This is a genomic window from Streptomyces sp. BF23-19 (genome assembly GCF_041106355.1).
GTDB classification, from domain to species: Bacteria; Actinomycetota; Actinomycetes; order Streptomycetales; family Streptomycetaceae; genus Streptomyces; species Streptomyces virginiae_A.
In genome coordinates, this window is sequence record NZ_JBGBPT010000068.1 from 24431 (window position 1) to 50517 (window position 26087).

Below are 26087 nucleotides of genomic sequence, written 5' to 3' on the forward strand. Positions count from 1 at the left end.
GTTTGATGTACCCGACAGAGCCGGCGGAAGCCTGGATCGATGATGCGCGCAACATACTGGTCGCACCGTCGACGTTGCGGGGCAGCGACCTGATCAGGGACTTCTTCGGGTCCACGATCACACCGGAGGACCTCTCTTCCGGTTCGCCCGACCTCGCGCGGAAGACCGTCTACCTGTGCGGCGACGTATCCGGGATCAGCCGCCACCAACTGGATTCGGCGGAACGGGTGTTCGTCATCCGGGAGCTGTCGCACGGTTACGACGGGGACGTCGACGCACCTTGGACCCTCGTCGGTGTCGGCCGGGTTCCCGTCCGGGTACACGGTGCCGGCGTGTATTACCGCCGCTTCTTCGATCTCGACGCCGATCACTTCGGACGGATCCGTGCGGAGCACGCCTTCCAGTCCCTGACGGAGTCCACCAAGCCCGGAACGGCCCATCGCAGCGGAATCTATCTGACGCCCGTCAAGCGGAACGGTGACGAGCTGCATTTCCGCCTGCTCCGGTGCTCCACGAATCTCTCGGGGCCGACCGAGGGATTTCGCGCGACCGACACCCGCATCGTCGAGGCTCTGAATCGCGAGGCGGCCACCGTCTTCCGGAACCAGGCACCGCTGAATCATGTCCTCGCGCAGATCTACCACAACACGCTTGCCACGGCCGAGCGCAAGCAGTCCAAGGCCAAGATATCGGCGCATGCCGACAAGACCAAGGACATGCCACTCAATGGCGTCATGGCCTTCTGCACCTTCTACGACGGGCTCGAAAAGCTGCAGCCCATGGCCGAAGACGCCTTCGACTACGGTGTGAAGCGTGCCAGCGGGCTGACCGAACTCCGCTTTCGCCTCAAGGAGCCGATCGAGGAACGCGACGGGACCGCACTCCCCCCGCAGTTCGACCTGACGCTCTACCCCGGCTCGGTGTTCTTCATGCCGCTGTCCACCAACCGCCTGTATACGCACGAAATCCGGCCCTCGACGTTGGGCGCCGATGCGCTCCCGACCCGCCTCGGGTACGTGGTGCGCTGTTCGAGCGCCGAAGCCGTTCACAAGGACGGCCGGACGTTCCTCAAATCGGCCGGGGATCTGGTGAAGCTGGGGCCGCCCACACCGGAGGGCATGGACGAGCTACGCAGGCTGTACGCCGAGGAGAACAGGACCTCGTCCTTCATCGACTACGGCGACGAATTCCTCTTCAGCATGAACACGGGAGACTATGTTGCCCCCCGCGTCTAGGATCTCGGACGAGATCATCTCGCACTCGTTCCCGGCCGAGCAGGATCTCTTCGCGGAGCTGTCCACGTCGGCTCGTCTGGAAGACGTGGGAAAGGGCCGACAAGGGGCCGCGCTCACCAAGATCGACGGGGCGCAGGGGGTGCCTCTCGTACGCACCACCACTCAGTACACCAGCCCGGCGCAGCGTTTCCGCGCGGTGCACGAAAGGCTGGCGCAACAGATTCAAGAAAATGCGGCGATCTCGATCGGCTTCAACAACGCTCTCATCGAGAGCTACACGAACGCGTACAGAACCATGGGCGGCCATTCCGACCAAGCCCTGGATCTGGCCGAAGAGTCCTTCATCGCCGTCTTCTCCTGCTACCGGAACCCCGAAGCGGGTCCACCGCGGAAGCTGATGTTCGAATCGAAGGGGTCCGGTGAGAGCGACACGTTCGAGATCCCTCTCACCCACAACAGTGTCGTCGCGTTCTCCGTCGACTCGAATCGGCGATTCAAACACAAGATCGTGCTGGACACGTCCGTCCCGACGGCGGACAACCAGTGGTTGGGCGTGACGTTTCGGACGTCGAAGACCCTCGTCCGGTTTCGCGACGGACACGCATACCTCCCGCAGGGCGCGCGCCTCACATCGGCCGACGACGAGCAGAGGCGCGAGTTCTACCGACTACGGCGCCGCGAGAACGATGAACCGGACTTCGTCTACCCCCCGCTGACGTACACCGTCAGCGAGAGTGATCTATTGCTGCCCCTCTGACGTCCAGGGCGATGACGGCCTCCGCCCTGCCGCCAGCGGGGCCAGCCCGTCCAGGATGCGGTCCAGGCCGAAGCGGAATTGGAAGTCCGGCTCGCCGGATCCGCTGAACGCATCCGAGTCCAGCAGCCGCGTCACCGCGGGGTGGCTGTCCGGTCCGGTCATGAGCCGCAGCGTGCGCACGTACTGGCCGAGCGCCTGCTCCGGGGCGACCCCGGACTTGATGATGGCGTCGATCATGTCCGCGGCCATGGTGGCCTCGTTCCGGACCAGGCCGCCGATCAGGATGATCGTGGAGAGCTTCTCGCTCTCCTTCAGGCCGGTGCCGGCCATGGACGCGAGGCCGCGGTCCATCCAGGCCAGCTGGTTCGGGGAGACGGGCGCGGCGGTGATCGGGATGCGCAGGATCCAGGAGTTGGCCATCAGGACGGCCCGCTGCGCGTACGCCCAGTTCGTGAGCAGCTCGCGCCAGCCCCACCCCTCCGCCTCCGGCGGCAGCGGCGGAGGGGTGCCGACGCCCGCGTCGGACATGAGGACGTACAGCTCCTCCTTGGCGGCGACGTACCGGTAGAGGGACATCGTCGAGACGCCCAGCTCCTTGGCCACGCGGCCCATGGAGACGGCGTCCACCCCCTCAGCAGCGGCCAGCGTCACGGCCGCCTCCACGATCTTCGGCAGCGTGAGCGTGGGACGCGGCCCCTTGCCGGGGCGCTCGCGCAGGCCCCAGGCCATTTCCAGGCTCGCCGGGAGCCCTGTCGCGCTGTCCTCGTCCGCCATGTCCGCCCACTCCTCGATTGACCCCCATCCTAGTTCTGTGTATTACTTACACAGAAGAGCGTAAGGCATACGCAGAAACGGGGAAGGGAGCAGCATCCCTCATGACCACGCACGCCTCCGGCAACCTCGGCATCCACGCCACCGGTCTGACCAAGTCCTACGGCGATCTCCGCGTCCTCGACGGCATCGACCTCGCCGTCCCGCGCGGTAGCGTCCTCGCCCTCCTCGGCCCCAACGGCGCGGGCAAGACCACCACCGTCCGGATCCTGGCCACCCTCACCGCCGCCGACTCCGGCACCGTTCGGATCGCCGGGCGCGACACCGTCACCGAACGCTCCCGGGTCCGCGAACTCATCGCCCTCACCGGACAGTTCGCTGCCGTGGACGAGCTCCAGACCGGCGCCGAGACCCTCCGCATGATGGGCCGCCTGGCCGGGCTCTCCCCGCGCGCCGCCCGTACCCGCGCCGACGAGCTCCTCACCCGATTCGGCCTCACCGAAGCGGCCGGACGCACCGCGAAGACGTACTCCGGCGGCATGCGCCGGCGCCTCGACCTCGCCGCGAGCCTGGTCTCCCGGCCGGAGGTGATCTTCCTCGACGAGCCGACCACCGGGCTGGACCCGCGCAGCCGCCAGGACCTGTGGGACCTCGTACGGGAACTGCGCGCCGACGGCACCACCGTGCTGCTCACCACCCAGTACCTGGAGGAGGCCGACCAACTCGCCGACCGCGTCGCCGTCCTCGCCGACGGCCGCATAGCCGCCGAGGGCACCCCGGCCGAGCTCAAGGCCCGCGTCGCCGGACACCGGCTCGACCTCACCCTCACCACCACCGCCGCCTACGAGGCCCTCGCCCCGCGCGCCGTCCACCTCGCCCCCGACGAGCTCACCCTCGGCCTGCCCACCGACGGCACCGCCGCCCACGTCCGGACCCTGCTCGACGAACTCGACCCGGACCGCACCGACATCGACCGCTTCACCCTGCGCAGCGCCACCCTCGACGACGTCTTTCTCACCCTGACGGGAGCCGACCGATGACCGCCACGCCCGTGCACGCCTTCGCCCTGGCCGGCCGCAGCCTGCGCATCAGCAGCCGTCGGCCCGACGCGCTGATCGCCGCCCTGATGCTGCCCGTCATGCTGATGCTGATCTTCGTCTACTTCTTCGGCGGGGCCATCGACACCGGCACCGCCTACGTGACCTACGTGGTGCCGGGCGCGATGCTGCTCTGCGCGGGCTTCGGCGCGGCCTCCACCGCCGTCAGCGTCACCGAGGACATGACGAACGGCGTCATCGACCGCTTCCGCTCCCTCGACATCGGGGGCATCCCCGTCCTCGCCGGGCACGTCGCGGCCTCGGTCGTGCGCAACCTGATCTCCACCACCCTGGTCCTCGCCGTCGCCCTCGCCATCGGCTTCCGGCCCCAGGCCGAACCGGCAGCCTTCCTCGCCGCCGCCGGGCTGCTGCTGGCGTACATCACGGCGATCTCCTGGCTGGCCGCCGCGCTCGGGCTGCTCGCCAGAACGCCGGAGGCGGCGGGCGGCTTCACCTTCCTGATGATGTTCCTGCCGTACCCGTCCAGCGCCTTCGTCCCCATCGAGACCATGCCCGGCTGGCTCCACGGCTTCGCCGACCACCAGCCGCTGACCCCGGTGATCGAATCCCTGCGCGCCCTGCTCCTGGCGCAGCCCGCCGGAAGCGCCCCCTGGGTGGCCCTGACCTGGTGCGCGGGCATCACGGCCGTGGCCATGGCCCTGGCGGCGATCCTGTTCCGCGGCAGAACCCGCTGACGGGCTCCGGTCGGAGCCCCTCAGCGGGCCTGTGAGCCTGCCGCTCAGCTGTTGAGCGGGTAGGAGTGGCGGCCCGTGGCCTCATCGATCTCGGCGTGGGCCTTCTGCAGCATCTGCGACGCGAGATCCATGAGCGCACGAGCGCCCGCGATCTCTTCCCCGACCCTCAACTGCTCCGGGTCGGAGGGATGACGCAAGGCATAGCCTCGCGCCTTGATCTCGGAGCCGTCCCCGAGCCTGACCAGGGCCGCCGCACTCGTGCGGTGGCCCTCCTCGGTGAATTCGAGCTCCACATGCCACCCGACGAGCGTGGCCATGGTGCATCACCTCCAGGGGGTCACCCGTCCTTCCAGGGTGCGCCCGGGGGCAGGCGAGCGCGAGCGGGGGCTCCGGGGCGGGTGGGCACGGATCGCTCCTCCCAGGGCTCAGCAGTCGAAGGTCCAGAACAGGCCGACCTCGGTGTCGGAGACGATGACCAGGCCGGCGTCCTCCCAGTAGAAGGTCATCGGGGTGTAGCCCCAGTGGGACGCCCCGAAGTCCAGCGTGCCGTTCCTGCCCGCGCCGACGGTGACATTGGTGTAGCACGTGAACGTCTCCCCGTAGCGGGCGAGGACGGTGCGGGCCATGTCCCGCAGCTCGTCGAAGCCCTCGGCGAACCGTTCGAGGTTCCGCAGCGTGCAGCCGCCGTCGGTGAGCGCGAGGAGGAGATTCTCGGCGCTCGCACGGTCGATCTCGTGCAACCGTTCCCCGATGTCGGCCGGGGTGAGCCGCTGCTGGGGATCGGCCTTGAAGGGCGGGCGAAAGGGAAAGGCGGGCGCTTCCGTCGTGCGCTCGCTCGCGGTGTCGTCGAGACCGGTCCAACCGCGCGGGTCGGGGACGGAACGTTCCATGACGGCGAGCACGTCAACCCGCCAGTCCTCGTGCTGCAGCGGACCGGTGGCACTGAACGTGAACGCGTCCTCGTAGAGGTGCCGTACCGCCGCTTCCCAGGACGTCTGGTCGATGGACATCTTCGAAGGGCCTTTCTCACCTCAGGGCATGGATGCCGTCCGCAGGTGGAGGGTGTGCTGGGTGAGTTCGCGCTCGGGCCGGCCACCTGCTGGTCGCGCAGGCGCTGCACCAACTTCTCGTCCGCCGCACCACATGCGTACCAACGCCCATGAGTTTCGCGGGTCATCGAGCGAGTCACCTGAGTACAGGCACTCATGTTCGGGCTTCTTCGACGGAGTTCACTGGATCCATGACTCCGGACACCGCCCGCCACCCCCGCGCCTACGTCGCGCCGCTCGTCGCCACGCTGCTGACGCTGCCGATGGCCGCCGTCACGTTCTTCTTCGTCGGGCTGTCCCCGATGGCCTGCGACTCCTGCGGGGACGCGGCGAGCGACCGGTTCGACGCCTCGTACGACGTCGCCTTCCCCGCCTTCGGGTTCGGCCTGCTGGTGGTTCTGGCCGTGCTGGTCGCCGCCTGGGCGCTGCCCTGGCAGCGGCGGTACGCCGCCGCCAGGGTGTGGCTCGCCGTCGTCGCTCCGGCCGCCGTCGTCCTCGACGCCATCGTCTTCAACGGCCTCGTCGACTGGCCGTAGCCGCCGCGGTGTCGGTCAGCGGGCCTCGCGCAGCCAGCCGGCGACCTCGGTCGCCCAGTAGGTGAGGATCGTGTCGGCGCCCGCCCGCTTGATGCCCAGCAGGGTCTCCAGGATGGCGCGGTCGCGCTCGATCCAGCCCTTCTCCGCCGCCGCCTCGATCATCGCGAACTCGCCGCTGATCTGGTACGCCGCCACCGGGACGTCCACCGCCTGCGCCACCCGGTAGAGGATGTCGAGGTAGGGACCGGCGGGCTTGACCATCACCATGTCCGCGCCCTCCTCCAGGTCGAGGGCGAGCTCCCGCAGCGACTCCCGGGCGTTCGCCGGGTCCTGCTGGTACGTCTTGCGGTCGCCCTGCAGCGAGGAGGCGACGGCCTCGCGGAAGGGACCGTAGAAGGCGGAGGTGTACTTCGCCGTGTAGGCGAGGATCGAGACGTCCTCGTGCCCGGTCTCGTCCAGCGCGTCACGGATGACGCCGACCTGACCGTCCATCATCCCGCTCGGCCCGACCACGTGGACGCCCGCGTCCGCCTGGACCTGCGCCATCTCGGCGTAGCGCTCCAGCGTCGCGTCGTTGTCGACGTGCCCGTGCTCGTCCAGCACGCCGCAGTGGCCGTGGTCGGTGTACTCGTCCAGGCAGAGGTCCGACATGATCACCAGGTCGTCCCCGACCTCGGCCTTCACGTCGCGGATCGCGACCTGCAGGATCCCGTCCGGTTCGGTGCCCGCCGTGCCCAGCGCGTCCTTGTTCTCGTCGGCCGGGACACCGAACAGCATGATCCCGGCGACCCCCGCCCGGGCCGCCTCGACGGCGGCCTTCCGCAGCGTGTCCCGGGTGTGCTGCACGACGCCCGGCATCGCGGAGATCGCCAGGGGCTCGCTGATGCCCTCCCGTACGAACGCCGGGAGGATCAGGTCCGAGGGGTGCAGCCGGTTCTCCGCGACCATCCGCCGCATCGCCGGGGTGGTGCGCAGCCGGCGGGGCCGCGAACCGGGGAAGGATCCGTACGCACTCATCTTCAGTCGCCTCTTCGAGCATCGACAGCAGTCCGGACAAGGGTAGAGCCCGGGCCCCCCGCTCCCGGGCTCCACCCGTCCGTCGACCGCCCCGCGGTCAGTGCGACAGCTCCACCGACAGGTACGGGGCCAGCGCCCGCAGGAAGTCCGGCGCGTCGAACATCGCGGCGGCCGAGGCCACGCCCGTCGTGCGGGTGCGTCCGGACAGGACGCGCTCGACGGCCTCCACCACCAGGGGCGCGGTGACCGCGTAGATGTCCCGGCCCTCGGCCGTGGCGCGGCGCTCGACCCCGCCCGCCCGCACCAGGACGTCGACGACGAAGGTCTGGTCCGAGCGGCCGAGGTCGTCGACGGCCTCCGGCGCCGGAGTGTCCGCCCCGGCCAGGTCCCGTGCGGCTTCGACCGCCATGTAGGTGCGCACCTCGGGTACGGCCACGTGGCTGGGCACGGTGACGACGTCGGCCATGGTGAACTCGGCGATCACCGTCCGTCGGCCGTGCGGCTCGGGGAAGACCCAGTCCTGCTCCCTCAGCTGGTCGTCGTGGTAGCGCAGGGCGCCGTCCGTGAACCGCACCCGCCGGCCCGCGCGGCGTTCGTGGGACACGGCGCCCGCTTCCCGGGTGCCCGCCGTGGGCCGCCAGCTGCTCAGCCCGTACGCGATGTGCACCTCGTCCGCCGCGGTCCACTCGCCCATGGCCGCGCCGACCAGCAGGTCGCCCAGGCCCCCGTAGAAGGCCATGGCCGGCACCACGGGCACCTCCGCCTCGCGGGCCGCTTCCGTGCGGTCGGCGAACATGGCCGCGTTCGCCTCGATCTCCGCCGCGACGTCGACGTACGGGATTCCGGCGCGCAGGGCCGCCTCGACGATCGGGCCGCCGGTCACGGCGAAGGGGCCGGCGGCGTTGACGACGGCCGCCGCTCCGGCGAGGGCCCGGTCCAGGGAGTCCGGGTCGTCCACGGTGGCCGGGCGGACCAGTACGTCCGCGCCGCGCTCGGCGGCCAGCGCCTCCAACCGGGCTTCGTCGCGGCCGGAGACGACGGTGGCGATACCGCGCCTGCGCAGCTCGGCGACGATGAAACGACCGGTGTGTCCCGTCGCCCCGTAGACCACCACCGCGCCAGCCGTACCGTTCGTACCCGCCGTGCCCACCGTGCTCATCGCTGTCCCCGTTCGCGTCGTTCGCGTCGTGCCCGTCGTCTTGATGAGCCCAGTCTCGGGGCGGACCGGGCCCGCACGTGAGGGTCCGGAACGACATCACCCGTACAGTTTCGGACATGCCCACCGTCGCCCTGGCTGCCGCCGGCCGCATGCTGCACTTCGAGCTGGCCGTGGCCCACGAGATCTTCGGCAATCCTCCGCTCGACGCCCCGCAGGGCTGGTACGACGTACTGCTCTGCGGCCCGGGCCCGGTGCGCGTCGGCCCGTTCACCGTCGAGCCCGACCACGACCTGGAGCGCCTGGTCCGGGCCGACACCGTGATCGTGCCCGCGTGCGCCGACGTGGACGAGCCGCCGCCGCCCGAGCTGGTCGACGCCGTGCGCGCCGCCCACGCGGCCGGCGCCCGGGTCGCCTCCCTGTGCACCGGGGCCTTCGTGCTCGGCGCCGCGGGCCTGCTGGACGGGCGGCGGGCCACCACCCACTGGGCGCACGCCGCGGAGCTGAGCGCACGCCATCCGCTGGCCGAGGTCGACCCGGACGTGCTCTACACGGACAACGGCAGTGTGCTCACGGCCGCGGGCAAGGCCGCCGCCGTGGACCTGTGCCTGCACCTGATCCACCTCGACCACGGCGCGGCCGTCGCCAACTCCATCGCCCGCCGTCTCGTCATGGCACCGCACCGGACCGGCGGCCAGGCCCAGTTCGTGGCCACCCCGGTGCAGGTCACGGGCGGCGACCACCAGCTCGCCGATCTCCTCGCCTGGGTCCAGCAGCGCCTGGACCGGCCGCTGACCGTCACCGACATGGCGCGCAGGGCCAGTACGAGCCCGCGCCACCTGGGACGGCAGTTCCGGGCGGTGACCGGCCGGACCCCGCTGCAATGGCTGCTGACCCAGCGGGTCCGCCGGGCGCAGGAGTTGCTGGAGGCCACCGACGAGACGATCGAGGCGGTCGCCGTGGCCACCGGCATGGGTACGGCCACCACCCTGCGGCGCCAGTTCAAGCGGGTCGTCGGCGTCCCGCCCGACACCTACCGGCGCGCGTTCCGCACCGCGAACCCCGCCTGACGGCCGGACCCCTCGCCGAGGACGAACGAAGGGGCCCGGGCGCGGCTTCCACCGCACCCGGGCCCCTCACCCGTTCCGTCGGCCGGAGTCCGGCCGGGCCTAAGGCGCTCACGTCGTACGACGCCGCCGCGCCCCCGGCCGTCGCTCGCTCGGCCGGAACACCGTCTCGCCGGCCTCCTTGGCCGCCTCGCGGCGCGCCGCACCGTACTCGGCGAGGGCCTCCGCCAGCTTCGACACCGACGGCTCCGGGGACAGCACGTCCACGCGCAGCCCGTGCTCCTCCGCCGTCTTGGCCGTCGCCGGCCCGATACAGGCGATGACGGTCACGTTGTGCGGCTTCCCGGCGATCCCGACCAGGTTGCGGACGGTCGACGAGGACGTGAAGAGAACGGCGTCGAAGCCGCCGCCCTTGATCGCCTCGCGGGTGTCCGCCGGCGGCGGCGACGCGCGCACCGTCCGGTAGGCGGTGACGTCGTCGACCTCCCACCCGAGCTCGATCAGCCCGGCGACCAGCGTCTCGGTCGCGATGTCGGCACGCGGCAGGAACACGCGGTCGATCGGGTCGAAGACCGGGTCGTACGGCGGCCAGTCCTCCAGCAGTCCGGCGGCGGACTGCTCACCGCTGGGCACCAGGTCCGGCTTCACGCCGAACTCCACGAGCGCGGCGGCGGTCTGCTCGCCCACCGCGGCGACCTTGATGCCCGCGAAGGCACGCGCGTCGAGCCCGTACTCCTCGAACTTCTCGCGGACGGCCTTCACGGCGTTGACCGAGGTGAAGGCGATCCACTCGTAGCGGCCCGTCACCAGGCCCTTCACCGCGCGCTCCATCTGCTGCGGGGTGCGCGGCGGCTCCACGGCGATGGTCGGCACCTCGTGGGGCACCGCGCCGTAGGAACGCAGCTGGTCGGAGAGCGAGGCGGCCTGCTCCTTGGTGCGCGGTACGAGGACCCGCCAGCCGAACAGCGGCTTCGACTCGAACCAGGACAGGTCCTCGCGCCGCGCGGCGGCGCTGTGCTCACCGACCACGGCTATGACGGGCCGGGCGCCCTCGGGCGACGGGAGCACCTTGCCCTGCTTGAACACCTGGGCGATGGTGCCGAGCGTCGCGCACCAGGTCCGCTGCCGCGTGGTGGTACCGGCGACGGTCACGGTCAGCGGGGTGTCGGGCTTGCGCCCGGCGCCCACCAGCTCGGCGGCTGCCGCCGAGACGGTCTCCAGCGTCGCGGACACGACGAGGATGCCGTCGCTGGCGCCCACCTCGCTCCAGCAGCGCGCCGAGGCGGTCCTCGCCTCGACGAACCGCACGTCCGCGCCCTGCTTGTCGCGCAGCGGGACACCGGCGTACGCGGGTACGCCCACCGCGGTCGCGACGCCGGGCACCACCTCGAAGGGGATACCGGCGGTAGCGCAGACGAGCATCTCCTCGGCGGCGTTGCCGTCGAGCCCGGGGTCGCCCGTGACGGCACGCACGACCCGCCTGCCGGAGCGCGCGGCCTCCATGACAAGATTGGCCGCGTCCCGGATCACCGGGACCCCGGCGGCTGCTGACACTTCATCAGCAATCGTCAGCTGCGGCGTGTCGACATTCGCCCGCGCATGAGTCCGTACGACCTCGAGCACCTCGGGCTCCGCGATCAGTACGTCCGCGGCGGCGAGCGCCTCGACGGCGCGCAGCGTCAGCAGACCCGGGTCGCCCGGGCCGGCACCGAGGAAGGTGACGCGTCCGTGGGCGGCGACGGCCGGATAGGCGGAGGTGGTCGGAATTGAGGGGTTCAAAGCGATCGCTCCCCCATCAGACCGGCCGCGCCCTTGGCCAGCATCTCGTCCGCGAGTTCGCGGCCGAGCGCCATGGCCTCGTCGTACGACTGGGGCACGGGACCGGTGGTGGACAGCTGCACCAGCGTCGTGCCGTCGAGGGTTCCGACGACGCCGCGCAGGCGCATTTCATTGACAATCTCCCCGTCCGCCAGCAGGTCGGCGAACGCGCCCACGGGTGCGCTGCAGCCGGCCTCCAGGGCGGCGAGCAGGGAACGCTCGGCGGTCACGGCGGCCCGGGTGTGCGGGTCGTCGAGTTGACCGAGCGCGGCGATGAGGTCCGTGTCGGACGCGAGGCACTCCACGGCCAGGGCGCCCTGGCCGGGGGCCGGCAGGACGCCGTCGACGGACAGCAGGTCGGTCGCTTCGGCGCCGCGCCCGATCCGGTTGAGACCGGCGGCGGCCAGGACGACGGCGTCGAGCTCTCCGTCGTGGACGAAGCCGATCCGGGTGTCGACGTTGCCGCGGATGGGCACCGTCTCGATCCGCTTGCCGAGCGACAGCGCCAGGTGGTTGAGCTGGGCGGTGCGCCGGGGCGAGCCGGTACCGATCCGGGCACCGTCGGGCAGCTGCTCGAAGGTCAGGCCGTCCCGGGCGACGAGCGCGTCCCGCGGGTCCTCGCGGCGCGGCATGGCCGCGATCACCAGGTCGTCGGGCTGCGCGGTCGGCAGGTCCTTCAGCGAGTGCACGGCGAAGTCGACCTCGCCGCGCAGCAGCGCGTCGCGCAGGGCGGTGACGAACACGCCCGTCCCGCCGATCTGCGAGAGGTGCTCGCGCGAGACGTCGCCGTAGGTCGTGATCTCCACGAGCTCGACGGCGCGGCCGGTGACGGCCCGTACCGCGTCGGCGACGTGCCCCGACTGGGACATGGCCAGCTTGCTCCGCCGCGTACCGAGCCGCAGCGGCTGGTCGGGACGTGTGTTCATGATGCCCGTCCTGGGTCGTCGTCGTTCATCGGATCGGCCGCGTCCGCCCGGCTGACGGAAGCAACCGTCTGAGGGTCGAGGTCGAAGAGTTCGCGCAGCGCTTCCGCGTACCCGGCGCCGCCGGGCTCGCTCGCGAGCTGCTTGACGCGCACGGTCGGCGCGTGGAGGAGCTTGTCCACGACGCGGCGCACGGTCTGGGTGACCTCGGCGCGCTGCCGTTCGTCGAGGTCGGGCACCCGTCCGTCGAGCCGCGCCACTTCCATGGCCACGACCTCGGCCGCCATGGCGCGCAGGGCGACGACGGTGGGCGTGATGTGGGCGGCTCGCTGGGCCGCCCCGAAGGCCGCCACTTCCTGGGCGACTATTCCGCGTACGGCGTCGACGTCGGCCGCCATCGGGGCGTCGGCGGACGCCTCCGCGAGCGACTCGATGTCCACGAGCCGGACGCCCGGAATCCGGTGCACGGCCGCGTCGATGTCCCTGGGCATGGCCAGGTCGAGCAGCGAGAGCCGGACGGTGGTCGCGTGGGGCTGCGTACGGGTGCTCCTGCGGGGCTGCCGCTGTGCGGCGGCCTCGCCCTGGTCGGCCCAGGTCCCGTGCAGTTCGAGGGAGTTGGCGTCGACCCCGGTCAGCGCGGCGCGCCCGTCCGGACCGACGGGACACCCGTCGGGCTCGACGGCCCCGGCGATGGTCCGCACGGCCCCGGCATCGGCGAGCCGCCTCCCGCCTTCGGCAGCGGCCGCGAGACGAGCCACGACATCGGCCAGTTCCAGCCCCGCCAGGGGGCCCCTCCCAGCGGTAGCTGGGGGAGTTCGAGGCGCGGGGGCCACATCCAGCCCCGCCGGCCTTTGAGGCGCGGGGTCTGGGGCGGCGCCCCAGGACACGGCGGCCAGCACGTCGTCGGCGGTCAGCACCAACCCCGTCGCACCGGTGCAGGACACCACGAGGTCGACTCGTGTCAGCTCGTCGGCGACGCGAGCCATCGGCACGGCCACGGCCGACACCCCGGTGCCCGAGGCAACCAGAATCTCCGCCAGCCGCTCCGCCCGATCGGCGGTCCGGTTCGCCACGACGATCTCGGCGACACCGACCCGCGCCAGCGTCGCCGCGGCCAGCGAGGACATCGACCCGGCGCCGATGACCAGCGCCCGCTTGCCCGCGGCCCACTCGACCACCGGCGTCCCCACGGCGAGCTGCTCCAGCCCGAAGGTCACCAGCGACTGACCGGCCCGGTCGATCCCGGTCTCGGAGTGCGCCCGCTTGCCGACGCGCAGCGCCTGCTGGAACAGGTCGTTGATCAGCCGACCGGCGGTGTGGAGCTCCTGCCCCAGCGCCAGCGCGTCCTTGATCTGGCCGAGGATCTGCCCCTCGCCGACGACCATCGAGTCCAGGCCGCACGCCACCGAGAACAGGTGGTGCACCGCCCGGTCCTCGTAGTGCACGTACAGGTAGGGGGTGAGCTCCTCCAGCGCGACACCGCTGTGCTGCGCGAGCAGCGTGGACAGCTCGGCGACGCCGGCGTGGAACTTGTCCACGTCCGCGTACAGCTCGATCCGGTTGCAGGTGGCCAGCACGGTCGCCTCGGTCGCCGGTTCGGCGGCGAGGGTGTCGTGCAGCAGCTTCACCTTGGCATCGGCGGACAGCGAGGCCCGCTCCAGCACGCTGACGGGTGCGCTGCGGTGGCTCAGCCCTACGACGAGCAGACTCATGCCGGCATCACCGCCGGTACGTCGCCCTCGGGCCCGCCCTTGCGCTGCTCGGCGGCGGTCCGCCCGGCCGGCGGCACCACGGCCGCGGCGGGTGCGGCGCCGCCCACGGAGGAGCTGCCGGCGGCAGCGGCGGCCGCTTCCTCACCGGCCTTGCGCTGCTCGTGGAAGGCGAGGATCTGGAGCTCGATGGAGAGGTCGACCTTGCGCACGTCCACGCCCTCGGGCACGGACAGCACCGTGGGCGCGAAGTTCAGGATGGAGGTGACGCCGGCCGCGATCAGCCGCTCGCTGACCTGCTGGGCCGCGCCCGCGGGGGTCGCGATCACGCCGATCGAGACGCCGTTCTCCTCGATGATCTTCTCCAGATCATCGGTGTGCTGCACGGACATGCCGGCGACCGGCTTGCCGGCCATCGCCGGGTCGGCGTCGATGAGGGCCGCGACCCGGAAGCCGCGCGCGGAGAAACCGCCGTAGTTGGCGAGGGCGGCGCCGAGGTTACCGATACCGACGATGACGACCGGCCAGTCCTGGGTCAGGCCGAGCTCGCGGGAGATCTGGTAGACGAGGTACTCGACGTCGTAGCCGACACCGCGGGTCCCGTAGGAACCCAGGTACGAGAAGTCCTTGCGCAGCTTCGCGGAGTTGACTCCGGCGGCGGCCGCGAGCTCCTCGGAGGACACCGTGGGCACCGATCGCTCGGAGAGCGCGGTGAGGGCACGCAAGTACAGCGGAAGCCGGGCGACAGTGGCCTCGGGAATACCTCGGCTGCGGGTCGCCGGTCGGTGAGTTCGGCCAGTTGCCACGATGCTCCTGCGGGATGAGCGGGGCTGCAGGCGGCCACTTGTCCCAGGACCGCCCCGTCGACAGCAGGCTATGCCTTTGTGAACGCGTGCACAAAGATTGTGTCCGGTTTGTCCGACCAAAGTGACCGGGGTCACGCGCTTCCGGCATGTAAAGCCGGAACCATCGGCACGCCGAACCCGTTCAAATCCCAAAGGGGGCAAAACCGTGCACACTCCTCACAGATACACCCCCGAGACCCCATAAATCGCCCATGATGGTAACCGGGGAGAGGGTCAGGCCCCCAACGCCCGCCGGAGCCGGTCGGGGTTCACCCTCCAGAAGGTGTGCTGCTCGCCGTCCACGAGCACGACCGGAATCTGCTCCCAGTGCAGTCGGTAGAGCTCCTCGTCCTGCGAGATGTCCTTCTTCTCCCATTGCGCACCCGTCTCGGCGCACACCTTGGCGACCACCTCCTCCGCCTCGTCGCACAGGTGGCACCCCGGCTTTCCGATGAGCGTCACCGTCCGCTCGCCGGGACGCTTCTTTTCCTTACGGCGCAACAAAGGGCTCATGCCACCCATTCTCCCGCGCCCTCGCGTAACAGCGGCGCCTCGCAGAGTTCACGCCTCCGCATCCCATCGGTTCGGGAACTCCCGAACACAGTGGCTATGCTCGCGTCATGGCCGCTCTCGGATGGCTCCCCCCTCGTCGGCGCTCCGCCACCGCACGCAGCGTGCTGGCGGGCGAGGCCTCGGCCGAGGCCGCCCGCAAAACCGCTCTGGCCGAGGCCCCACCGTTCACCGAACCAGAAACGGAACCGGAAGCCCTCGCCGAAGAGGGCCCGGACCAGGCCCCGGAAGAGCCCGTCTTCCCGGTCGCCGGCGACGATCTCGCCGCCGCCTTCTTCGACCTCGACAACACCGTCATGCAGGGCGCCGCGATCTTCCACTTCGGCCGCGGCCTCTACAAGCGCGAGTTCTTCCGCCGCCGCGAGCTCGCCCGCTTCGCCTGGCAGCAGGCCTGGTTCCGGCTCGCCGGGGTCGAGGACCCCGAGCACATGCAGGACGCCCGCGACAGCGCCCTGTCCATCGTCAAGGGCCACAAGGTCTCCGAGCTGATGGCGATCGGCGAGGAGATCTACGACGAGTACATGGCCGAGCGGATCTGGCCGGGCACCCGCGCCCTGGCCCAGGCCCACCTCGACGCCGGCCAGAAGGTGTGGCTGGTCACGGCCGCCCCCGTGGAGACGGCCACGATCATCGCCCGCCGCCTCGGCCTGACCGGCGCCCTGGGCACCGTCGCCGAGTCCGTCGACGGGATCTACACCGGCCGCCTGGTCGGCGAGCCGCTGCACGGCCCCGCGAAGGCGGAGGCGGTCCGCGCCCTGGCCGCCGCCGAGGGGCTGGACCTCGAACGCTGCGCCGCGTACAGCGATTCGCACAACGACATCCCGATGCTGTCGCTGGTCGGACATCCGTACGCGATCAATCCCGATACAAAACTGCGCAAGCATGCCCGCACCAACGACTGGCGACTGCGCGACTATCGGACCGGCCGCAAGGCCGTGAAGGTCGGCGTCCCGGCGGCCGCCGGCGTCGGCGCGATCGCGGGCGGCGCGGCCGCGGCCATCGCCCTGCACCGCCGCCGCAAGTAACAACACCAGGCCCGGGGGCCCACGCACCCCGGGCCCGCCCGGACCACGGCTCCGACCCGGTCATTCGCTCACCTCTACCCGCGCCCCCGGCGCGGCACTCGGGCATGCCCGACTCGGTCGCGGGACCCCATGGAAGCGTCCATTCCGCGTACCCAAGTGATCAAGAATCGATCACCAACTGCGACTGAATATGCCCTCGACACGCAACAGAAGTGTCGGAACCGGTGATTTGAGCAACTGGGTGTAGCGCCGCCTGTACGAAGCGTTATTCTCCTCAAACGCATGCCACCGGCCATCTGTCGCCACGACGGGTGAACGGTCCCGCACTGCACGTGATGGAAGCTCTGCCTCTGGGAGTCCCGTGTACCCACCTGTCGGGGTTGACGCCTCGGGCCTGGCTCAGCTGCGCGCAACGGTCCTCGACCACCTGCGCGGCTTCGTCCCCACCGCGTACGCCGTCCCCGCCTTCGCCGCCGCGGTCCCTGCCGGCTTCGGCCCGGCCGGTCCTTGCTATGCCCTGACCGACGGCGGCGCGACGGTGGGCAGACGAGGTCGCCCCGCCGGCGGCTCGAACGCCGCCGGCACCGGCACCCAGGCCACCACCCACCGCCGCCCCACCGCGGACAGCGACCAGGCCCGCATGATGGACCTGGTCGAACGCGCCCAGGCGGGCGAGGCCGAGGCCTTCGGCCGCCTCTACGACCAGTACAGCGACACGGTCTACCGGTACATCTACTACCGCGTCGGCGGTAAGGCGACCGCGGAGGACCTCACCAGCGAGACGTTCCTGCGCGCCCTGCGCCGGATCTCCACCTTCACCTGGCAGGGCCGCGACTTCGGCGCCTGGCTCGTGACGATCGCCCGCAACCTGGTGGCGGACCACTTCAAGTCCAGCCGGTTCCGGCTGGAGGTCACCACCGGCGAGATGCTCGACGCGAACGAGGTCGAGCGCAGCCCCGAGGACTCCGTCCTGGAGTCCCTCTCCAACGCGGCCCTGCTGGAGGCCGTGCGCAAGCTCAATCCGCAGCAGCAGGAGTGCGTGACCCTGCGCTTCCTGCAGGGCCTCTCGGTCGCCGAGACGGCCCGGGTGATGGGGAAGAACGAGGGCGCCATCAAGACGCTCCAGTACCGGGCGGTGCGCACTTTGGCCCGCCTGCTCCCCGAAGACGCCCGCTGACCCTCCGACACCAGACAACCTCACATTCGGTGACCCCTCGATGACGCTGTGGTCAGATCATCCTTCGTCCGTAACCCAAGTGCCGCGACGCTCGTTGTGCGGAATGCAGGCTCCCTGTGGACACGCTTTGCCCGAAGCCGCTCACTCGAAAGTGTGGATGTGCTCAAGGAAGGCAACCTTCCGGACACCTTGGGGAGTCGATCGTCATGACGAGAGGAGGTGCCGCCAGTGATCGCGAACGTGACCCCGCACCGGCGAGCGAACGCCTTCGCCCAGGCCCTGGAGGATCGGACCCCGTCCGACCTTCCAGATCCGGACTCGGCGGCCGAGCAGTCCGAGGCACCTGCCGAACCTGCCGACCACGACCGGCTGTTGGCCCTGGCGAGCGTGCTCGGCGAAAGAATGCCGCGCCCGGAGCTGGACCCCGAGGTCAAAGTGGTGCAACGAGCCCAGCTCATTGCCGCCATGGAGGCCATGGTGCTGGAGGAGAGGGCCGGGGGCGGTGCCGCCTCGGACCCTCAGGTGCCCGAACAGCGGACCGGCCGCGGCGCCCACCGGGCGACCTCGCTCCGGAAATTGCGGCCCCGCTCCCGCTGGTCCAAGGGCATCGCAGCGGGTGGCCTCACCGTGGGTGTGGCCGCCGGGGCCTTCAGCGGAGTGGCCGCTGCCAGCACCGACGCCCTACCCGGTGATCACCTCTACCCCGTGAAGCGGGGCATGGAGGACCTGAAGCTGGGGATGGCCGACGACGACGCGGACCGGGGCGAGCTCTATCTCGACCAGGCCTCGAACCGTCTGTCGGAAGCCCGTCGGCTGATGGAACGAGGCCGGCTCGGCGACCTGGACCACGAGTCCCTGGGCGCCATCCGCCGGGCCCTGGCGGGCGTGAAGCACGACGCGGAGGAAGGCCACCGCCTCCTCCAGGCCGCGTACGAACGGGACGGCTCGCTCGGCCCGATCCAGAAGCTGTCGTCGTTCTCCCGCTCCCACCGCGACGCGTGGGGCAAGCTCCGCGAGAAGCTCCCGGCGCAGCTCACGGACGTGGGCGGTGAGGTGGAGTCGGTCTTCCAGGCCATAGACGAAGACGTCGCGCCGCTGCAGAGCCTGCTCCCCAAGGCACCGGAGCAGAGCCGCGGCACCGGAGGCGCCACCGGCCCGTCCGCCAAGCCGGGCACCCCCAGCGGCGCCCACCAGTCCGCCCCGGCCGCCGGCACGCCGTCCGGCAGCCCCGCGGCGCCCTCCCCCTCGGGGAGCTCCCGGCCCCCCGCCGGCGGCCTCCTCGGCGGTACGGGCGACCTGCTCAACCCGCCCGCGGGACAGTCGGCCCCGCCCCCCTCGGGCACGCCGGAGAGTCCGAAGCCGGACATCACCATCCCGCCCCTGCTCCCGGGGCTCCTCCCGGGCCTGGGTCTGGGCGCGGAGGACGCCGAGTAACAGGAAGGGGCGGGGCTGCCTCGGCAGCCCCGCCCCTTCCTTCGGCCGCTCGGCCGTCTTCCGACAGCACGTCAGAAGAACACGGACCGCCGCTGCACCAGCAGCTTGTAGAGCGTGTGCTGGATCTGCTCCCGCACCTGGTCCGTGAGGTTGAACATCAGCATCGGGTCCTCCGCCGCCTCCGCGGCGTACCCGTCCGTCGGGATCGGCTCCCCGAACTGGATCGTCCACTTCGTCGGCAACGGCACCGCACCCAGCGGCCCCAGCCACGGGAACGTCGGCGTGATCGGGAAGTACGGGACCCCCAGCAGCCGTGCCAGCGTCTTCGCGTTGCCGACCATGGGGTAGATCTCCTCCGCCCCCACGATCGAGCACGGCACGATCGGCGTGCCCGCCCGCAGCGCCGTCGACACGAACCCGCCGCGCCCGAAGCGCTGCAGCTTGTACCGGTCCCCGAACGGCTTCCCTATCCCCTTGAAGCCCTCCGGCATCACCCCGACCAGTTCCCCGGCCTCCAGCAGCCGCTGCGCGTCCTCCGCGCACGCCAGGGTGTGCCCCGCCTTGCGGGCCAGCTCGTTGACCACCGGCAGCATGAACACCAGGTCCGCCGCCAGCAGCCGCAGGTGCCGCTCCGCCGGGTGGTGGTCGTGCACGGCGACCTGGAGCATCAGCCCGTCGAGCGGCAGCGTCCCGGAGTGGTTCGCCACGATCAGCGCGCCACCCTCCGCCGGGATGTTCTCGATGCCCTTGACCTCGACCCGGAAGTACTTGTCGTACAGCGGCCGCATCAGGGACATCAGGACCTGGTCCGTCAGTTCCTTGTCGTAGCCGAAGTCGTCGACCTCGTAGTCCCCGGTGACCCGCCGCCGCAGGAACGCCAGCCCGCCGGCGACCCGCCGGTCCCAGCTGTCGCCGGGCGCCGCGGCCGGCGTCGGCTCGGGAGCCACAGGCTCCTCCACCACCGGCTCGGCAGCGGGCACCGCCCGCACACGGCGGGGGATCCGCCGCCGCGGCCGGTCCTCGTCGAACGGAATGACCTTGGCGTCCGCCACTATCGCTTCGCTCCTTCAGCCGCGTAGGCGTCGTCCTTGAGCCCGTCGAGCCCGTTTGCGTCCAGCATGGCCGCCACCCGGTCCACGGCCCGCCCGACCCGCTCAGGGGGCAGCAGCCCGCTCCCCCGGCTCCGCGCGAAGTCCGCGAAGGTCTCGGCGGTCGTGTAGAGCGGCTCGAAGCCGAGGACCTCGCGCATCTGCGTGGTCTCCACGACCCGGCCGTGGGTGAGCAGCCTTATCTGCTCCGGCGAGAAGTCGCTGGCCCCGACCGCCCGCAGCGCGGCGCCCACCCAGTTCAACGCGGGCAGCAGCAACGGCAGCGTGGGCCGCCCGAGCCGCCGCGAGCACTGCGACAGCAGCAGTACGCCGTCACCGGCGATGTTGAACGTCCCGCTGTTCAAGGTCCCGCGCCGAGGCTCCCGGGCCGCCAGCCGCAGGACTTCGAGGACGTCGTCCTCGTGCACGAACTGCAACCGCGGGTCGTACCCCAGCACCGTCGGCATCACCGGGATCGAGAAGTACTCGGCGAGCGCCGAATCCGCGAAGGGCCCCAGGATGTTCGCGAACCGCAGGACGCACACCGCGACGTCCGGCCGTCTGCGCGCGAAGCCCCGTACGTAGCCCTCGACCTCGGCGGCGTCCTTGGCGAAGCCGCCCGCCGGCAGGGATTTCGGCTCCGTGGTCTCGGTGAAGACGGCCGGGTCCCGGGGAGTGCCCCCGTAGACGCTGGTACTGGACTTCACCACGAGCCGCCGTACCGTCGGCGACTTCTGGCAGGCACCGAGGAGCTGCATGGTGCCGATGACGTTCGTTTCCTTGACGGTGCTGTGCGCACCGCCCGTTCCCGCACTGCCTCCGGTGACCGCGAGATGGACCACCGTGTCCACGGCGTGCTCGGCCAGCACTCTGGCGATCGCCGACTGTCTGATGTCCGTACGGACGAACTCGGCCGATCCGAGCCGGTGCGGCGGTGTCACCGCGTCCACCGCGATCACCCGCTCGACATCCGGGTCACGCTGGATCCGGCGCACGAAGCGGCCGCCCAACTGCCGGGCAGCCCCGGTGACGAGTACGACCTTCCCCACGAGCTCGGCGCCTCCCTCGAAAAAGTCCCCCGGCTGCCCCGCAGCCCCCCCACCAGGATGGTGGAGGGGCTGCGGAGAACACGTACAGCTGCCGTTTACTTCTTGTTACGGCGCTGGACGCGGGTGCGCTTGAGCAGCTTGCGGTGCTTCTTCTTAGCCATCCGCTTGCGCCGCTTCTTGATAACAGAGCCCACGACTACCCTCGCTCACTTCTCTTCACTGGTGCGGGGCGTCTGGGCCCACACGACCTACGTCGGCCTAGCCTACCCGCCCGAGCTCTGAGCTTGTAATCCGAGCGCTTCCGCGTCGTAGCCAGGGGCATCCCGAGCCTCAGTCTCAGGCCGACTCCACCCCCACATAGGACTCTCGGAGGTATTCGTGGACCGCGTTCTCGGGGACCCGGAAGGACCGGCCCACCCGGATTGCGGGCAGATGACCGTTGTGCACCAGCCGGTACACGGTCATCTTCGACACTCGCATCACCGAGGCGACCTCCGCCACGGTCAGGAACTGAACCTCACTGAGAGGCCTCTCGCCAGCAGCCATGACACACCTTGACCTTCCGCGCATGACGGGCACCGGCTTCCCCTCCGGTTACTCCTCGTCGTCGCACGCTCACTCCCCAGAGTAGGGGCGCGTGATACGAGTGGGGAAGAGGAGCTACGGCCACTCCTGCCGCCCCGTCAGACTCGCGCGGCCGAGCACGTATCGCGTGAGCGGTCGGTAGTAGTCCGCTCGCACCGCGTCATCAAGTGGAACGGCCACCGAGACCCGCCCCTCGGCTTCCCCGACGAACAGCGCGGGATCATCCGTATCCGCCAACCCGATGGCCTCCACACCGAGCTGACCTGCACCGCAGACCCACCCGTGGTCCCCCACCACCAACTCCGGCAACGGCCCGCCGGCCTCCGCGAGGGCCCCCAGCGCCATCCGAACCGGCAGCGGTGAATGGGTGTGCACGCCGGTCGCACTCCCCGGCACCCGCACGCCGGGTTCACGCACCAGTGCGACCCCCCGTACGTATTCGATCCTGTGCGTGCGTACGCCGAACCGGGTCGCCATGTCGACACTCACCCCCTGCGCCGGGGTGAGGACAACACATCCCGCCGCCGACAACGCCTCTGCCAAACCGGCGTAGAAGCCCAGGAGCCGATGCGGATGACCCGTCCCGAACAGCACGGGCGACCGCGCCCGCGCCGCCTCGCACAGCCGCCCCGCGAAGGCCTCCAGAGCGGCCACCGTCCGCTCCGGATCGATCACGTCCGGCCCGCTGACGTGCGCCGGATCCGCCGAGACCCCGCACTTGTCCGCCATCAGCCTCAGCAGATCACCCTCGCCCCAGGCCCGCTCCGGATCCAGCCCCAGCATCACCCGCGGATCCCGCGCCGCGAACAGCCGGTAACTGCGCAGGCTCTCCTCCCGGGAGGTGGCGACGGGCCCGGCCAACCGGGCGGCCAGCAGATGCGCACGCAGCGCGCCGGTGCTCAACACCCTCCGATGCTGCCCCAACACATCTGGCGGGTCATCAATTCCGGCGAACAGCCCCACAGTTGGCGTAACGATGCGGCAGCACCCCGCCCGGCGATCAGGTCAGCATGCCGCGCAGCGGGAACACCGCCCGACGCGTGGCCAGAACGGCCTGATCCGTACGATCCGCCGGGTCGTAGCCCGCGTCCCAATCCGGCCACAACGGGCTCCGCCCGTCCGTCATCCGGGCCGGCGCCAACTGCCGCGTCCGCGCGTACACCTCGTCCCGCCACGAGGCGGGCACCGCCGCCTCGGGATCCACCGGCCGGTGCGCGGCGATCCCCACCAGATGCGTCCACGACCGCGGGACGACGTCCACCACCGCGTACCCGCCCCCGCCCAGCGCCAGCCACCGCCCGTCCGCGTACTCGTGCGCGAGCCGGTGACAGGCCTCCTGGACGGCCCGCTGGGCGTCCAGCGAGACCGCCAGGTGCGCCAGCGGGTCCTCGAAGTGCGTATCGGCCCCGTGCTGGGTCACCAGCACCTGCGGCCTGAAGTCCGCCAACAGCTCCGGCACGACGGCGTGGAAGGCCCGCAGCCAGCCCTCGTCCCCGGTCCCGGCGGGCAGCGCGATGTTCGCCGCCGACCCCTCCGCCTCCGGACCGCCGGTCTCCTCGGGCCAACCGGTCTGCGGGAACAGCGTCCGCGGGTGCTCGTGCATCGAGACGGTCAGCACCCGCGGATCGTCCCAGAAGGCCGCCTGCACGCCGTCCCCGTGGTGCACGTCCACATCCACGTACGCGACCCGCTCGGCGCCGAGCTCCAGCAGCCGGGCGATGGCCAGCGAAGCGTCGTTGTAGACGCAGAAGCCGGCCGCCCCGCCGGGCATGGCGTGGTGCAGCCCGCCGGCGAAGTTCACGGCGTGCTCGACCTCACCGTGCCAGAGCGCCTCCGCGCCCGCCACGGACTGCCCGGCGATCAGCGCGGCCGCCTCGTGCATCCCGTGGAAGGCCGGATCGTCCATGGTCCCCAGCCCGTACGAACCGTCCGCGACGCCCGGGTCCTCGGACACCTCGCGCACCGCGGCGACATAGTCCTCCCGATGGACCAGCCGCAGCGTCGAGTCACCGGCCGCGGGCGCCGCCCGTACCTCCATCGCCCGGTCCAGCCCGAAGGCGCGGACCAGGCCCATGGTCAGCGCCAGGCGCACCGGGTCCATCGGATGGCTCGGTCCGAAGTCATACCTCGTTACCGCCTCGTCCCACATCAACAGCCCGGTCACCGGCTCGCCGCTCATGCCGGACACCGTATCGGGCGCCCTCGGAGCCGAACGAGCGGGCTTGGAAGAGTGTCACCAGGACCAGCGCCATCGGCACCAGCATCGCGCCCCGGTAGCTCCAGGCGTCACCCACCGCCCCGACGAGCGGGGACCCGATCAGGAAGCCGACGTAGTTGAAGATGTTGAGCCGCGCGACGGCCGTGTCGGACGCCCCCGGGAACAGCCTCCCCGCGGCCGCGAAGGTCTGCGGCACGATCACGCACAACCCGATCCCCAGCATGGTGAAGCCGAGCATCCCCATCCAGGCCCCCGGCGCCGCGGCCACCACGGCGAACCCGCCGGCCGCCACCAGCGTCCCGGCCCGCACCACGGCCGCCGCCCCGAAGCGCCGTACGCCCAGGTCCCCGACGGCCCGCCCCACGAGGGTGGTCACCATGTACACGTTGTAGGGGACGGTCGCCATCTGCTCCGAGCTCCCGAGCACGTCCTGGAGGTACTTGGCACTCCAGTTCGCCACCGTCGAGTCACCGATGTACGCGCACGCCATCACCAGGCAGAGCGGCAGCAGCAGCTTGAACCCGCCGGCCCCCAGCCCCTTCCCGTCGGCCTCCCCCTGCCCCGCCGAACCGTCGACGTAGCGCCGGCTCCCCAGGAAGGCCAACGGCAGCAGCACGACCACGGCCGGCAGATAGCTGACGAAGAGGTTCAGCTCCCAGTGCGCGCCCGCCCACGCCGCCGAGGCCCCCAGGATCCCGCCGAGGCTGTACGCGGCATGGAAGCCGAGCATGATGCTCCGCCCGTACGCCCCCTGCAGACTGACCCCGAGCATGTTCATCGAGGCGTCCAGCGCACCCACCGACAGCCCGAACGCCCCCAGCGCCACCGCCACGTGCCACATCTGGCCGCCGGCTCCGACACCGAGCAGGGACAGCAGCACCAGCGGCTGCGCCCACCGCAGTACGACGCTGGGCGCCACCCGTTTCACCAGGTGCTCGGTGGCCACGCTCGACGCCCCCGCGAGGATCGGCACGGCCGCCAGGAAGGCGGGCAGCAGGCCGTCGGATATCCCGTACCGGTCCTGGATGGCCGGGATCCGAGTCACGAGCAGCGCGAAGGCGACGCCTTGCACGAAGAAGCTGAACCCCAGAGCGCCGCGGCCACGCCGCAGCCGCACATCATCCGTCATGGCGGGTCAGCGTAGGCCCACGGGCTACCCGTGGGTAGAGAGATCACATACCCAGTCCTGCTTCCAGTCCGAGCAGTCCGGTGAGCTGCTTCATGTCACCGAAGTGGCCGGTGGCTCCGGGGAGCCGGTCGGCGGGCAGCATCGCCGTGAACCCGTACACGTCCATACCCGCGGCGACGGCGGCCTGGATCCCGAGCGGACTGTCCTCGACGACCACGCAACGGGCGGGCTCCACACCCATCTGCCGCGCCGCGTGCAGGTACAGATCGGGAGCCGGCTTGCCCTGGCCGACGTCCTGGGCGCTGAAGATCCACTCCTCCTCGAACCACCCGTCGAGCCCGGCGACCCGATGCCCCACCCTGATCCGGTCGTGACTCCCGGAGGAGGCCAGGCAGTACCCGATCCCCTGCGCGGTCAGCGCCCCCAGCACCTCCTCCACCCCGGGGACGGGCTTGAGCTCCTGCTCGAACGCGGCGACGGTCCGGGTGTGCAGGGTCTCGTCGAAGTCGGCCGGCAGCTGCTGCCCGGTCCGCTCGAGGACGAGGTCGTGCACGCGGTGCACGGCGGAGCCCATGTAGTCGCGGACCGACTCCTCGTAGGTGGTCGGGTGCCCCAGCTCGGTCAGGTACTCGGCGAGGACACTGTTGGCGAGCGGCTCGCTGTCCACCAGCACGCCGTCGTTGTCGAAGATGACGAGGTCGTAGCCCATACCCCCACAGTACGAACTAAAGGGACGTAGGGCCCGTCTCGCCGGGCCGCCGACGACGCGTCACCGGCCTGCTGCGGCCATTCGGACGACAGACGACGGTCGGCAGACCTCCGGCCGGCCGGCCCGATCGGTCGCGACCTGCCCGTGAACGCAGAAAAGCCCCGCACCGAACCCGTAAGGGCTGGTGCGGGGCTTCCGCAATGATTGTTCGGCGGCGTCCTACTCTCCCACAGGGTCCCCCCTGCAGTACCATCGGCGCTGAAAGGCTTAGCTTCCGGGTTCGGAATGTAACCGGGCGTTTCCCTAACGCTATGACCACCGAAACACTATGAAATTTGAACGCTGGCATGAACACAGCTGTTCGTTATTTCAGAACTAACACAGTGGACGCGAGCAACTGAGGACAAGCCCTCGGCCTATTAGTACCA

Annotated in this window: 27 protein-coding genes and 1 rRNA gene; 9 read left to right on the plus strand and 19 right to left on the minus strand. The window is 70.9% G+C overall.

Annotation, left to right across the window (positions count from 1 at the left end; all coding sequences use genetic code 11):
* Window positions 1-5: 5 nt before the first annotated feature.
* Both AB8A24_RS31035 and AB8A24_RS31040 read left to right on the plus strand, forming a co-directional pair.
* Entirely contained in the window at window positions 6-1235 is a 1230-nt protein-coding gene (locus tag AB8A24_RS31035; RefSeq protein WP_369478156.1) for a hypothetical protein, read from the plus strand.
* On the plus strand, window positions 1219-1992 hold the full coding sequence (locus tag AB8A24_RS31040; protein ID WP_369478166.1) for an alpha-ketoglutarate-dependent dioxygenase AlkB: 774 nt from the start codon (window positions 1219-1221) through the stop codon (window positions 1990-1992). Before AB8A24_RS31035 ends, AB8A24_RS31040 begins: the two co-directional genes overlap by 17 nt.
* Here AB8A24_RS31040 and AB8A24_RS31045 read toward each other — a convergent pair.
* Complete coding sequence (locus tag AB8A24_RS31045) at window positions 1975-2766, minus strand: TetR/AcrR family transcriptional regulator (RefSeq protein ID WP_369478157.1); 792 nt, start codon at window positions 2764-2766, stop codon at window positions 1975-1977. The two genes, AB8A24_RS31040 and AB8A24_RS31045, sit on opposite strands and share 18 nt — an antisense overlap.
* A gap of 101 nt (window positions 2767-2867) precedes the next feature.
* Between AB8A24_RS31045 and AB8A24_RS31050 the strand changes: the two genes are divergently transcribed.
* Complete coding sequence (locus AB8A24_RS31050) at window positions 2868-3803, plus strand: ATP-binding cassette domain-containing protein (protein ID WP_369478158.1); 936 nt, start codon at window positions 2868-2870, stop codon at window positions 3801-3803.
* Window positions 3800-4555: an ABC transporter permease gene (locus AB8A24_RS31055; RefSeq protein ID WP_369478159.1), complete on the plus strand. Its 756-nt coding sequence runs from the start codon at window positions 3800-3802 to the stop codon at window positions 4553-4555. The genes AB8A24_RS31050 and AB8A24_RS31055 overlap by 4 nt, the downstream gene beginning before the upstream one ends.
* Window positions 4556-4599: 44 nt before the next feature.
* Here AB8A24_RS31055 and AB8A24_RS31060 read toward each other — a convergent pair whose 3' ends face one another.
* Window positions 4600-4872, minus strand: coding sequence for a DUF1876 domain-containing protein (locus AB8A24_RS31060; RefSeq protein ID WP_030722627.1), 273 nt, complete (start codon window positions 4870-4872; stop codon window positions 4600-4602).
* Between the two features lie 108 nt (window positions 4873-4980).
* Complete coding sequence (locus tag AB8A24_RS31065; RefSeq protein WP_266381913.1) at window positions 4981-5565, minus strand: hypothetical protein; 585 nt, start codon at window positions 5563-5565, stop codon at window positions 4981-4983.
* A gap of 230 nt (window positions 5566-5795) precedes the next feature.
* On the opposite strand from AB8A24_RS31065, the gene AB8A24_RS31070 reads away from it, so the two are divergent.
* Window positions 5796-6140: a hypothetical protein gene (locus AB8A24_RS31070; protein WP_369478160.1), complete on the plus strand. Its 345-nt coding sequence runs from the start codon at window positions 5796-5798 to the stop codon at window positions 6138-6140.
* A 15-nt stretch (window positions 6141-6155) separates the two neighbouring features.
* Here AB8A24_RS31070 and hemB read toward each other — a convergent pair whose 3' ends face one another.
* Together hemB and AB8A24_RS31080 are read right to left on the minus strand one after the other, a co-directional pair.
* Window positions 6156-7157, minus strand: a complete 1002-nt coding sequence (gene hemB / locus AB8A24_RS31075) for a porphobilinogen synthase (protein ID WP_033226821.1) — start codon at window positions 7155-7157, stop codon at window positions 6156-6158.
* Between the two features lie 97 nt (window positions 7158-7254).
* Window positions 7255-8316, minus strand: coding sequence for a saccharopine dehydrogenase NADP-binding domain-containing protein (locus AB8A24_RS31080; protein ID WP_328962199.1), 1062 nt, complete (start codon window positions 8314-8316; stop codon window positions 7255-7257).
* Window positions 8317-8432: 116 nt separating this feature from the next.
* Between AB8A24_RS31080 and AB8A24_RS31085 the strand changes: the two genes are divergently transcribed.
* A complete protein-coding gene (locus AB8A24_RS31085) occupies window positions 8433-9383 on the plus strand; it encodes a helix-turn-helix domain-containing protein (protein WP_328962200.1) in 951 nt (316 codons plus the stop codon).
* A 108-nt stretch (window positions 9384-9491) separates the two neighbouring features.
* Here the strand turns inward: AB8A24_RS31085 and AB8A24_RS31090 are convergent, their stop codons facing one another.
* The 5 genes from AB8A24_RS31090 to AB8A24_RS31110 form a co-directional block, all read right to left on the minus strand.
* The gene (locus AB8A24_RS31090) at window positions 9492-11159 is read right to left on the minus strand and encodes a bifunctional uroporphyrinogen-III C-methyltransferase/uroporphyrinogen-III synthase (protein WP_328962201.1); all 1668 of its coding nucleotides are present in this window, start codon (window positions 11157-11159) and stop codon (window positions 9492-9494) included.
* Window positions 11156-12124 carry a hydroxymethylbilane synthase gene (hemC, locus tag AB8A24_RS31095; protein ID WP_328962202.1) on the minus strand — a complete coding sequence of 323 codons (969 nt, stop codon included), beginning with the start codon at window positions 12122-12124 and terminating at the stop codon, window positions 11156-11158. The genes AB8A24_RS31090 and hemC overlap by 4 nt, the downstream gene beginning before the upstream one ends.
* Complete coding sequence (locus tag AB8A24_RS31100; protein ID WP_328962203.1) at window positions 12121-13833, minus strand: glutamyl-tRNA reductase; 1713 nt, start codon at window positions 13831-13833, stop codon at window positions 12121-12123. Before AB8A24_RS31100 ends, hemC begins: the two co-directional genes overlap by 4 nt.
* Window positions 13830-14636 (minus strand): redox-sensing transcriptional repressor Rex, encoded by an 807-nt coding sequence (locus AB8A24_RS31105; protein WP_033226827.1) that lies wholly within the window; start codon window positions 14634-14636, stop codon window positions 13830-13832. The genes AB8A24_RS31100 and AB8A24_RS31105 overlap by 4 nt, the downstream gene beginning before the upstream one ends.
* A gap of 273 nt (window positions 14637-14909) precedes the next feature.
* The gene (locus AB8A24_RS31110) at window positions 14910-15197 is read right to left on the minus strand and encodes a glutaredoxin family protein (protein WP_266381933.1); all 288 of its coding nucleotides are present in this window, start codon (window positions 15195-15197) and stop codon (window positions 14910-14912) included.
* A gap of 98 nt (window positions 15198-15295) precedes the next feature.
* Between AB8A24_RS31110 and AB8A24_RS31115 the strand changes: the two genes are divergently transcribed.
* The 3 genes from AB8A24_RS31115 (at window position 15296) to AB8A24_RS31125 (ending at window position 18881) form a co-directional block, all read left to right on the plus strand.
* Window positions 15296-16270 carry an HAD family phosphatase gene (locus tag AB8A24_RS31115; protein ID WP_266381937.1) on the plus strand — a complete coding sequence of 325 codons (975 nt, stop codon included), beginning with the start codon at window positions 15296-15298 and terminating at the stop codon, window positions 16268-16270.
* 361 nt (window positions 16271-16631) lie between these two features.
* Window positions 16632-17447 (plus strand): ECF subfamily RNA polymerase sigma factor, BldN family, encoded by an 816-nt coding sequence (locus AB8A24_RS31120; RefSeq protein ID WP_369478161.1) that lies wholly within the window; start codon window positions 16632-16634, stop codon window positions 17445-17447.
* 228 nt (window positions 17448-17675) lie between these two features.
* Window positions 17676-18881: a DUF5667 domain-containing protein gene (locus AB8A24_RS31125; protein ID WP_328962204.1), complete on the plus strand. Its 1206-nt coding sequence runs from the start codon at window positions 17676-17678 to the stop codon at window positions 18879-18881.
* Between the two features lie 71 nt (window positions 18882-18952).
* Here AB8A24_RS31125 and AB8A24_RS31130 read toward each other — a convergent pair whose 3' ends face one another.
* From AB8A24_RS31130 to rrf, 9 genes are all read right to left on the minus strand, one after another.
* Window positions 18953-19933 (minus strand): lysophospholipid acyltransferase family protein, encoded by a 981-nt coding sequence (locus AB8A24_RS31130; protein WP_369478162.1) that lies wholly within the window; start codon window positions 19931-19933, stop codon window positions 18953-18955.
* Window positions 19933-21018, minus strand: coding sequence for an NAD-dependent epimerase/dehydratase family protein (locus AB8A24_RS31135; RefSeq protein ID WP_266381948.1), 1086 nt, complete (start codon window positions 21016-21018; stop codon window positions 19933-19935). The genes AB8A24_RS31130 and AB8A24_RS31135 overlap by 1 nt, the downstream gene beginning before the upstream one ends.
* Before the next feature lie 95 nt (window positions 21019-21113).
* Window positions 21114-21212: an AURKAIP1/COX24 domain-containing protein gene (locus tag AB8A24_RS31140; RefSeq protein WP_003948845.1), complete on the minus strand. Its 99-nt coding sequence runs from the start codon at window positions 21210-21212 to the stop codon at window positions 21114-21116.
* A 142-nt stretch (window positions 21213-21354) separates the two neighbouring features.
* On the minus strand, window positions 21355-21564 hold the full coding sequence (locus tag AB8A24_RS31145) for a helix-turn-helix domain-containing protein (protein WP_008738568.1): 210 nt from the start codon (window positions 21562-21564) through the stop codon (window positions 21355-21357).
* A gap of 114 nt (window positions 21565-21678) precedes the next feature.
* The gene (locus tag AB8A24_RS31150; protein WP_328965896.1) at window positions 21679-22509 is read right to left on the minus strand and encodes a phosphatase; all 831 of its coding nucleotides are present in this window, start codon (window positions 22507-22509) and stop codon (window positions 21679-21681) included.
* 94 nt (window positions 22510-22603) lie between these two features.
* Complete coding sequence (locus AB8A24_RS31155) at window positions 22604-23752, minus strand: acetoin utilization protein AcuC (RefSeq protein ID WP_369478167.1); 1149 nt, start codon at window positions 23750-23752, stop codon at window positions 22604-22606.
* Complete coding sequence (locus tag AB8A24_RS31160; RefSeq protein ID WP_369478163.1) at window positions 23724-24950, minus strand: MFS transporter; 1227 nt, start codon at window positions 24948-24950, stop codon at window positions 23724-23726. Before AB8A24_RS31160 ends, AB8A24_RS31155 begins: the two co-directional genes overlap by 29 nt.
* A 43-nt stretch (window positions 24951-24993) precedes the next feature.
* Complete coding sequence (locus tag AB8A24_RS31165) at window positions 24994-25659, minus strand: HAD family phosphatase (protein ID WP_030722685.1); 666 nt, start codon at window positions 25657-25659, stop codon at window positions 24994-24996.
* A gap of 206 nt (window positions 25660-25865) precedes the next feature.
* Window positions 25866-25982 (minus strand): 5S ribosomal RNA (rrf, locus tag AB8A24_RS31170).
* Window positions 25983-26087 lie beyond the last annotated feature (105 nt).

Coding starts and splice junctions, on each gene's coding strand:
- AB8A24_RS31035 (WP_369478156.1), top strand. CDS start 6: ATGTACCCGACAGAGCCGGCGGAAGCCTGGATCGATGATGCGCGCAAC.
- AB8A24_RS31045 (WP_369478157.1), bottom strand. CDS start 2,766: ATGGCGGACGAGGACAGCGCGACAGGGCTCCCGGCGAGCCTGGAAATG.
- AB8A24_RS31050 (WP_369478158.1), top strand. CDS start 2,868: ATGACCACGCACGCCTCCGGCAACCTCGGCATCCACGCCACCGGTCTG.
- AB8A24_RS31055 (WP_369478159.1), top strand. CDS start 3,800: ATGACCGCCACGCCCGTGCACGCCTTCGCCCTGGCCGGCCGCAGCCTG.
- AB8A24_RS31060 (WP_030722627.1), bottom strand. CDS start 4,872: ATGGCCACGCTCGTCGGGTGGCATGTGGAGCTCGAATTCACCGAGGAG.
- AB8A24_RS31065 (WP_266381913.1), bottom strand. CDS start 5,565: ATGTCCATCGACCAGACGTCCTGGGAAGCGGCGGTACGGCACCTCTAC.
- AB8A24_RS31070 (WP_369478160.1), top strand. CDS start 5,796: ATGACTCCGGACACCGCCCGCCACCCCCGCGCCTACGTCGCGCCGCTC.
- hemB (WP_033226821.1), bottom strand. CDS start 7,157: ATGAGTGCGTACGGATCCTTCCCCGGTTCGCGGCCCCGCCGGCTGCGC.
- AB8A24_RS31080 (WP_328962199.1), bottom strand. CDS start 8,316: ATGAGCACGGTGGGCACGGCGGGTACGAACGGTACGGCTGGCGCGGTG.
- AB8A24_RS31085 (WP_328962200.1), top strand. CDS start 8,433: ATGCCCACCGTCGCCCTGGCTGCCGCCGGCCGCATGCTGCACTTCGAG.
- hemC (WP_328962202.1), bottom strand. CDS start 12,124: ATGAACACACGTCCCGACCAGCCGCTGCGGCTCGGTACGCGGCGGAGC.
- AB8A24_RS31100 (WP_328962203.1), bottom strand. CDS start 13,833: ATGAGTCTGCTCGTCGTAGGGCTGAGCCACCGCAGCGCACCCGTCAGC.
- AB8A24_RS31110 (WP_266381933.1), bottom strand. CDS start 15,197: ATGGGTGGCATGAGCCCTTTGTTGCGCCGTAAGGAAAAGAAGCGTCCC.
- AB8A24_RS31115 (WP_266381937.1), top strand. CDS start 15,296: ATGGCCGCTCTCGGATGGCTCCCCCCTCGTCGGCGCTCCGCCACCGCA.
- AB8A24_RS31145 (WP_008738568.1), bottom strand. CDS start 21,564: ATGGCTGCTGGCGAGAGGCCTCTCAGTGAGGTTCAGTTCCTGACCGTG.
- AB8A24_RS31155 (WP_369478167.1), bottom strand. CDS start 23,752: ATGTGGGACGAGGCGGTAACGAGGTATGACTTCGGACCGAGCCATCCG.
- AB8A24_RS31160 (WP_369478163.1), bottom strand. CDS start 24,950: ATGACGGATGATGTGCGGCTGCGGCGTGGCCGCGGCGCTCTGGGGTTC.
- AB8A24_RS31165 (WP_030722685.1), bottom strand. CDS start 25,659: ATGGGCTACGACCTCGTCATCTTCGACAACGACGGCGTGCTGGTGGAC.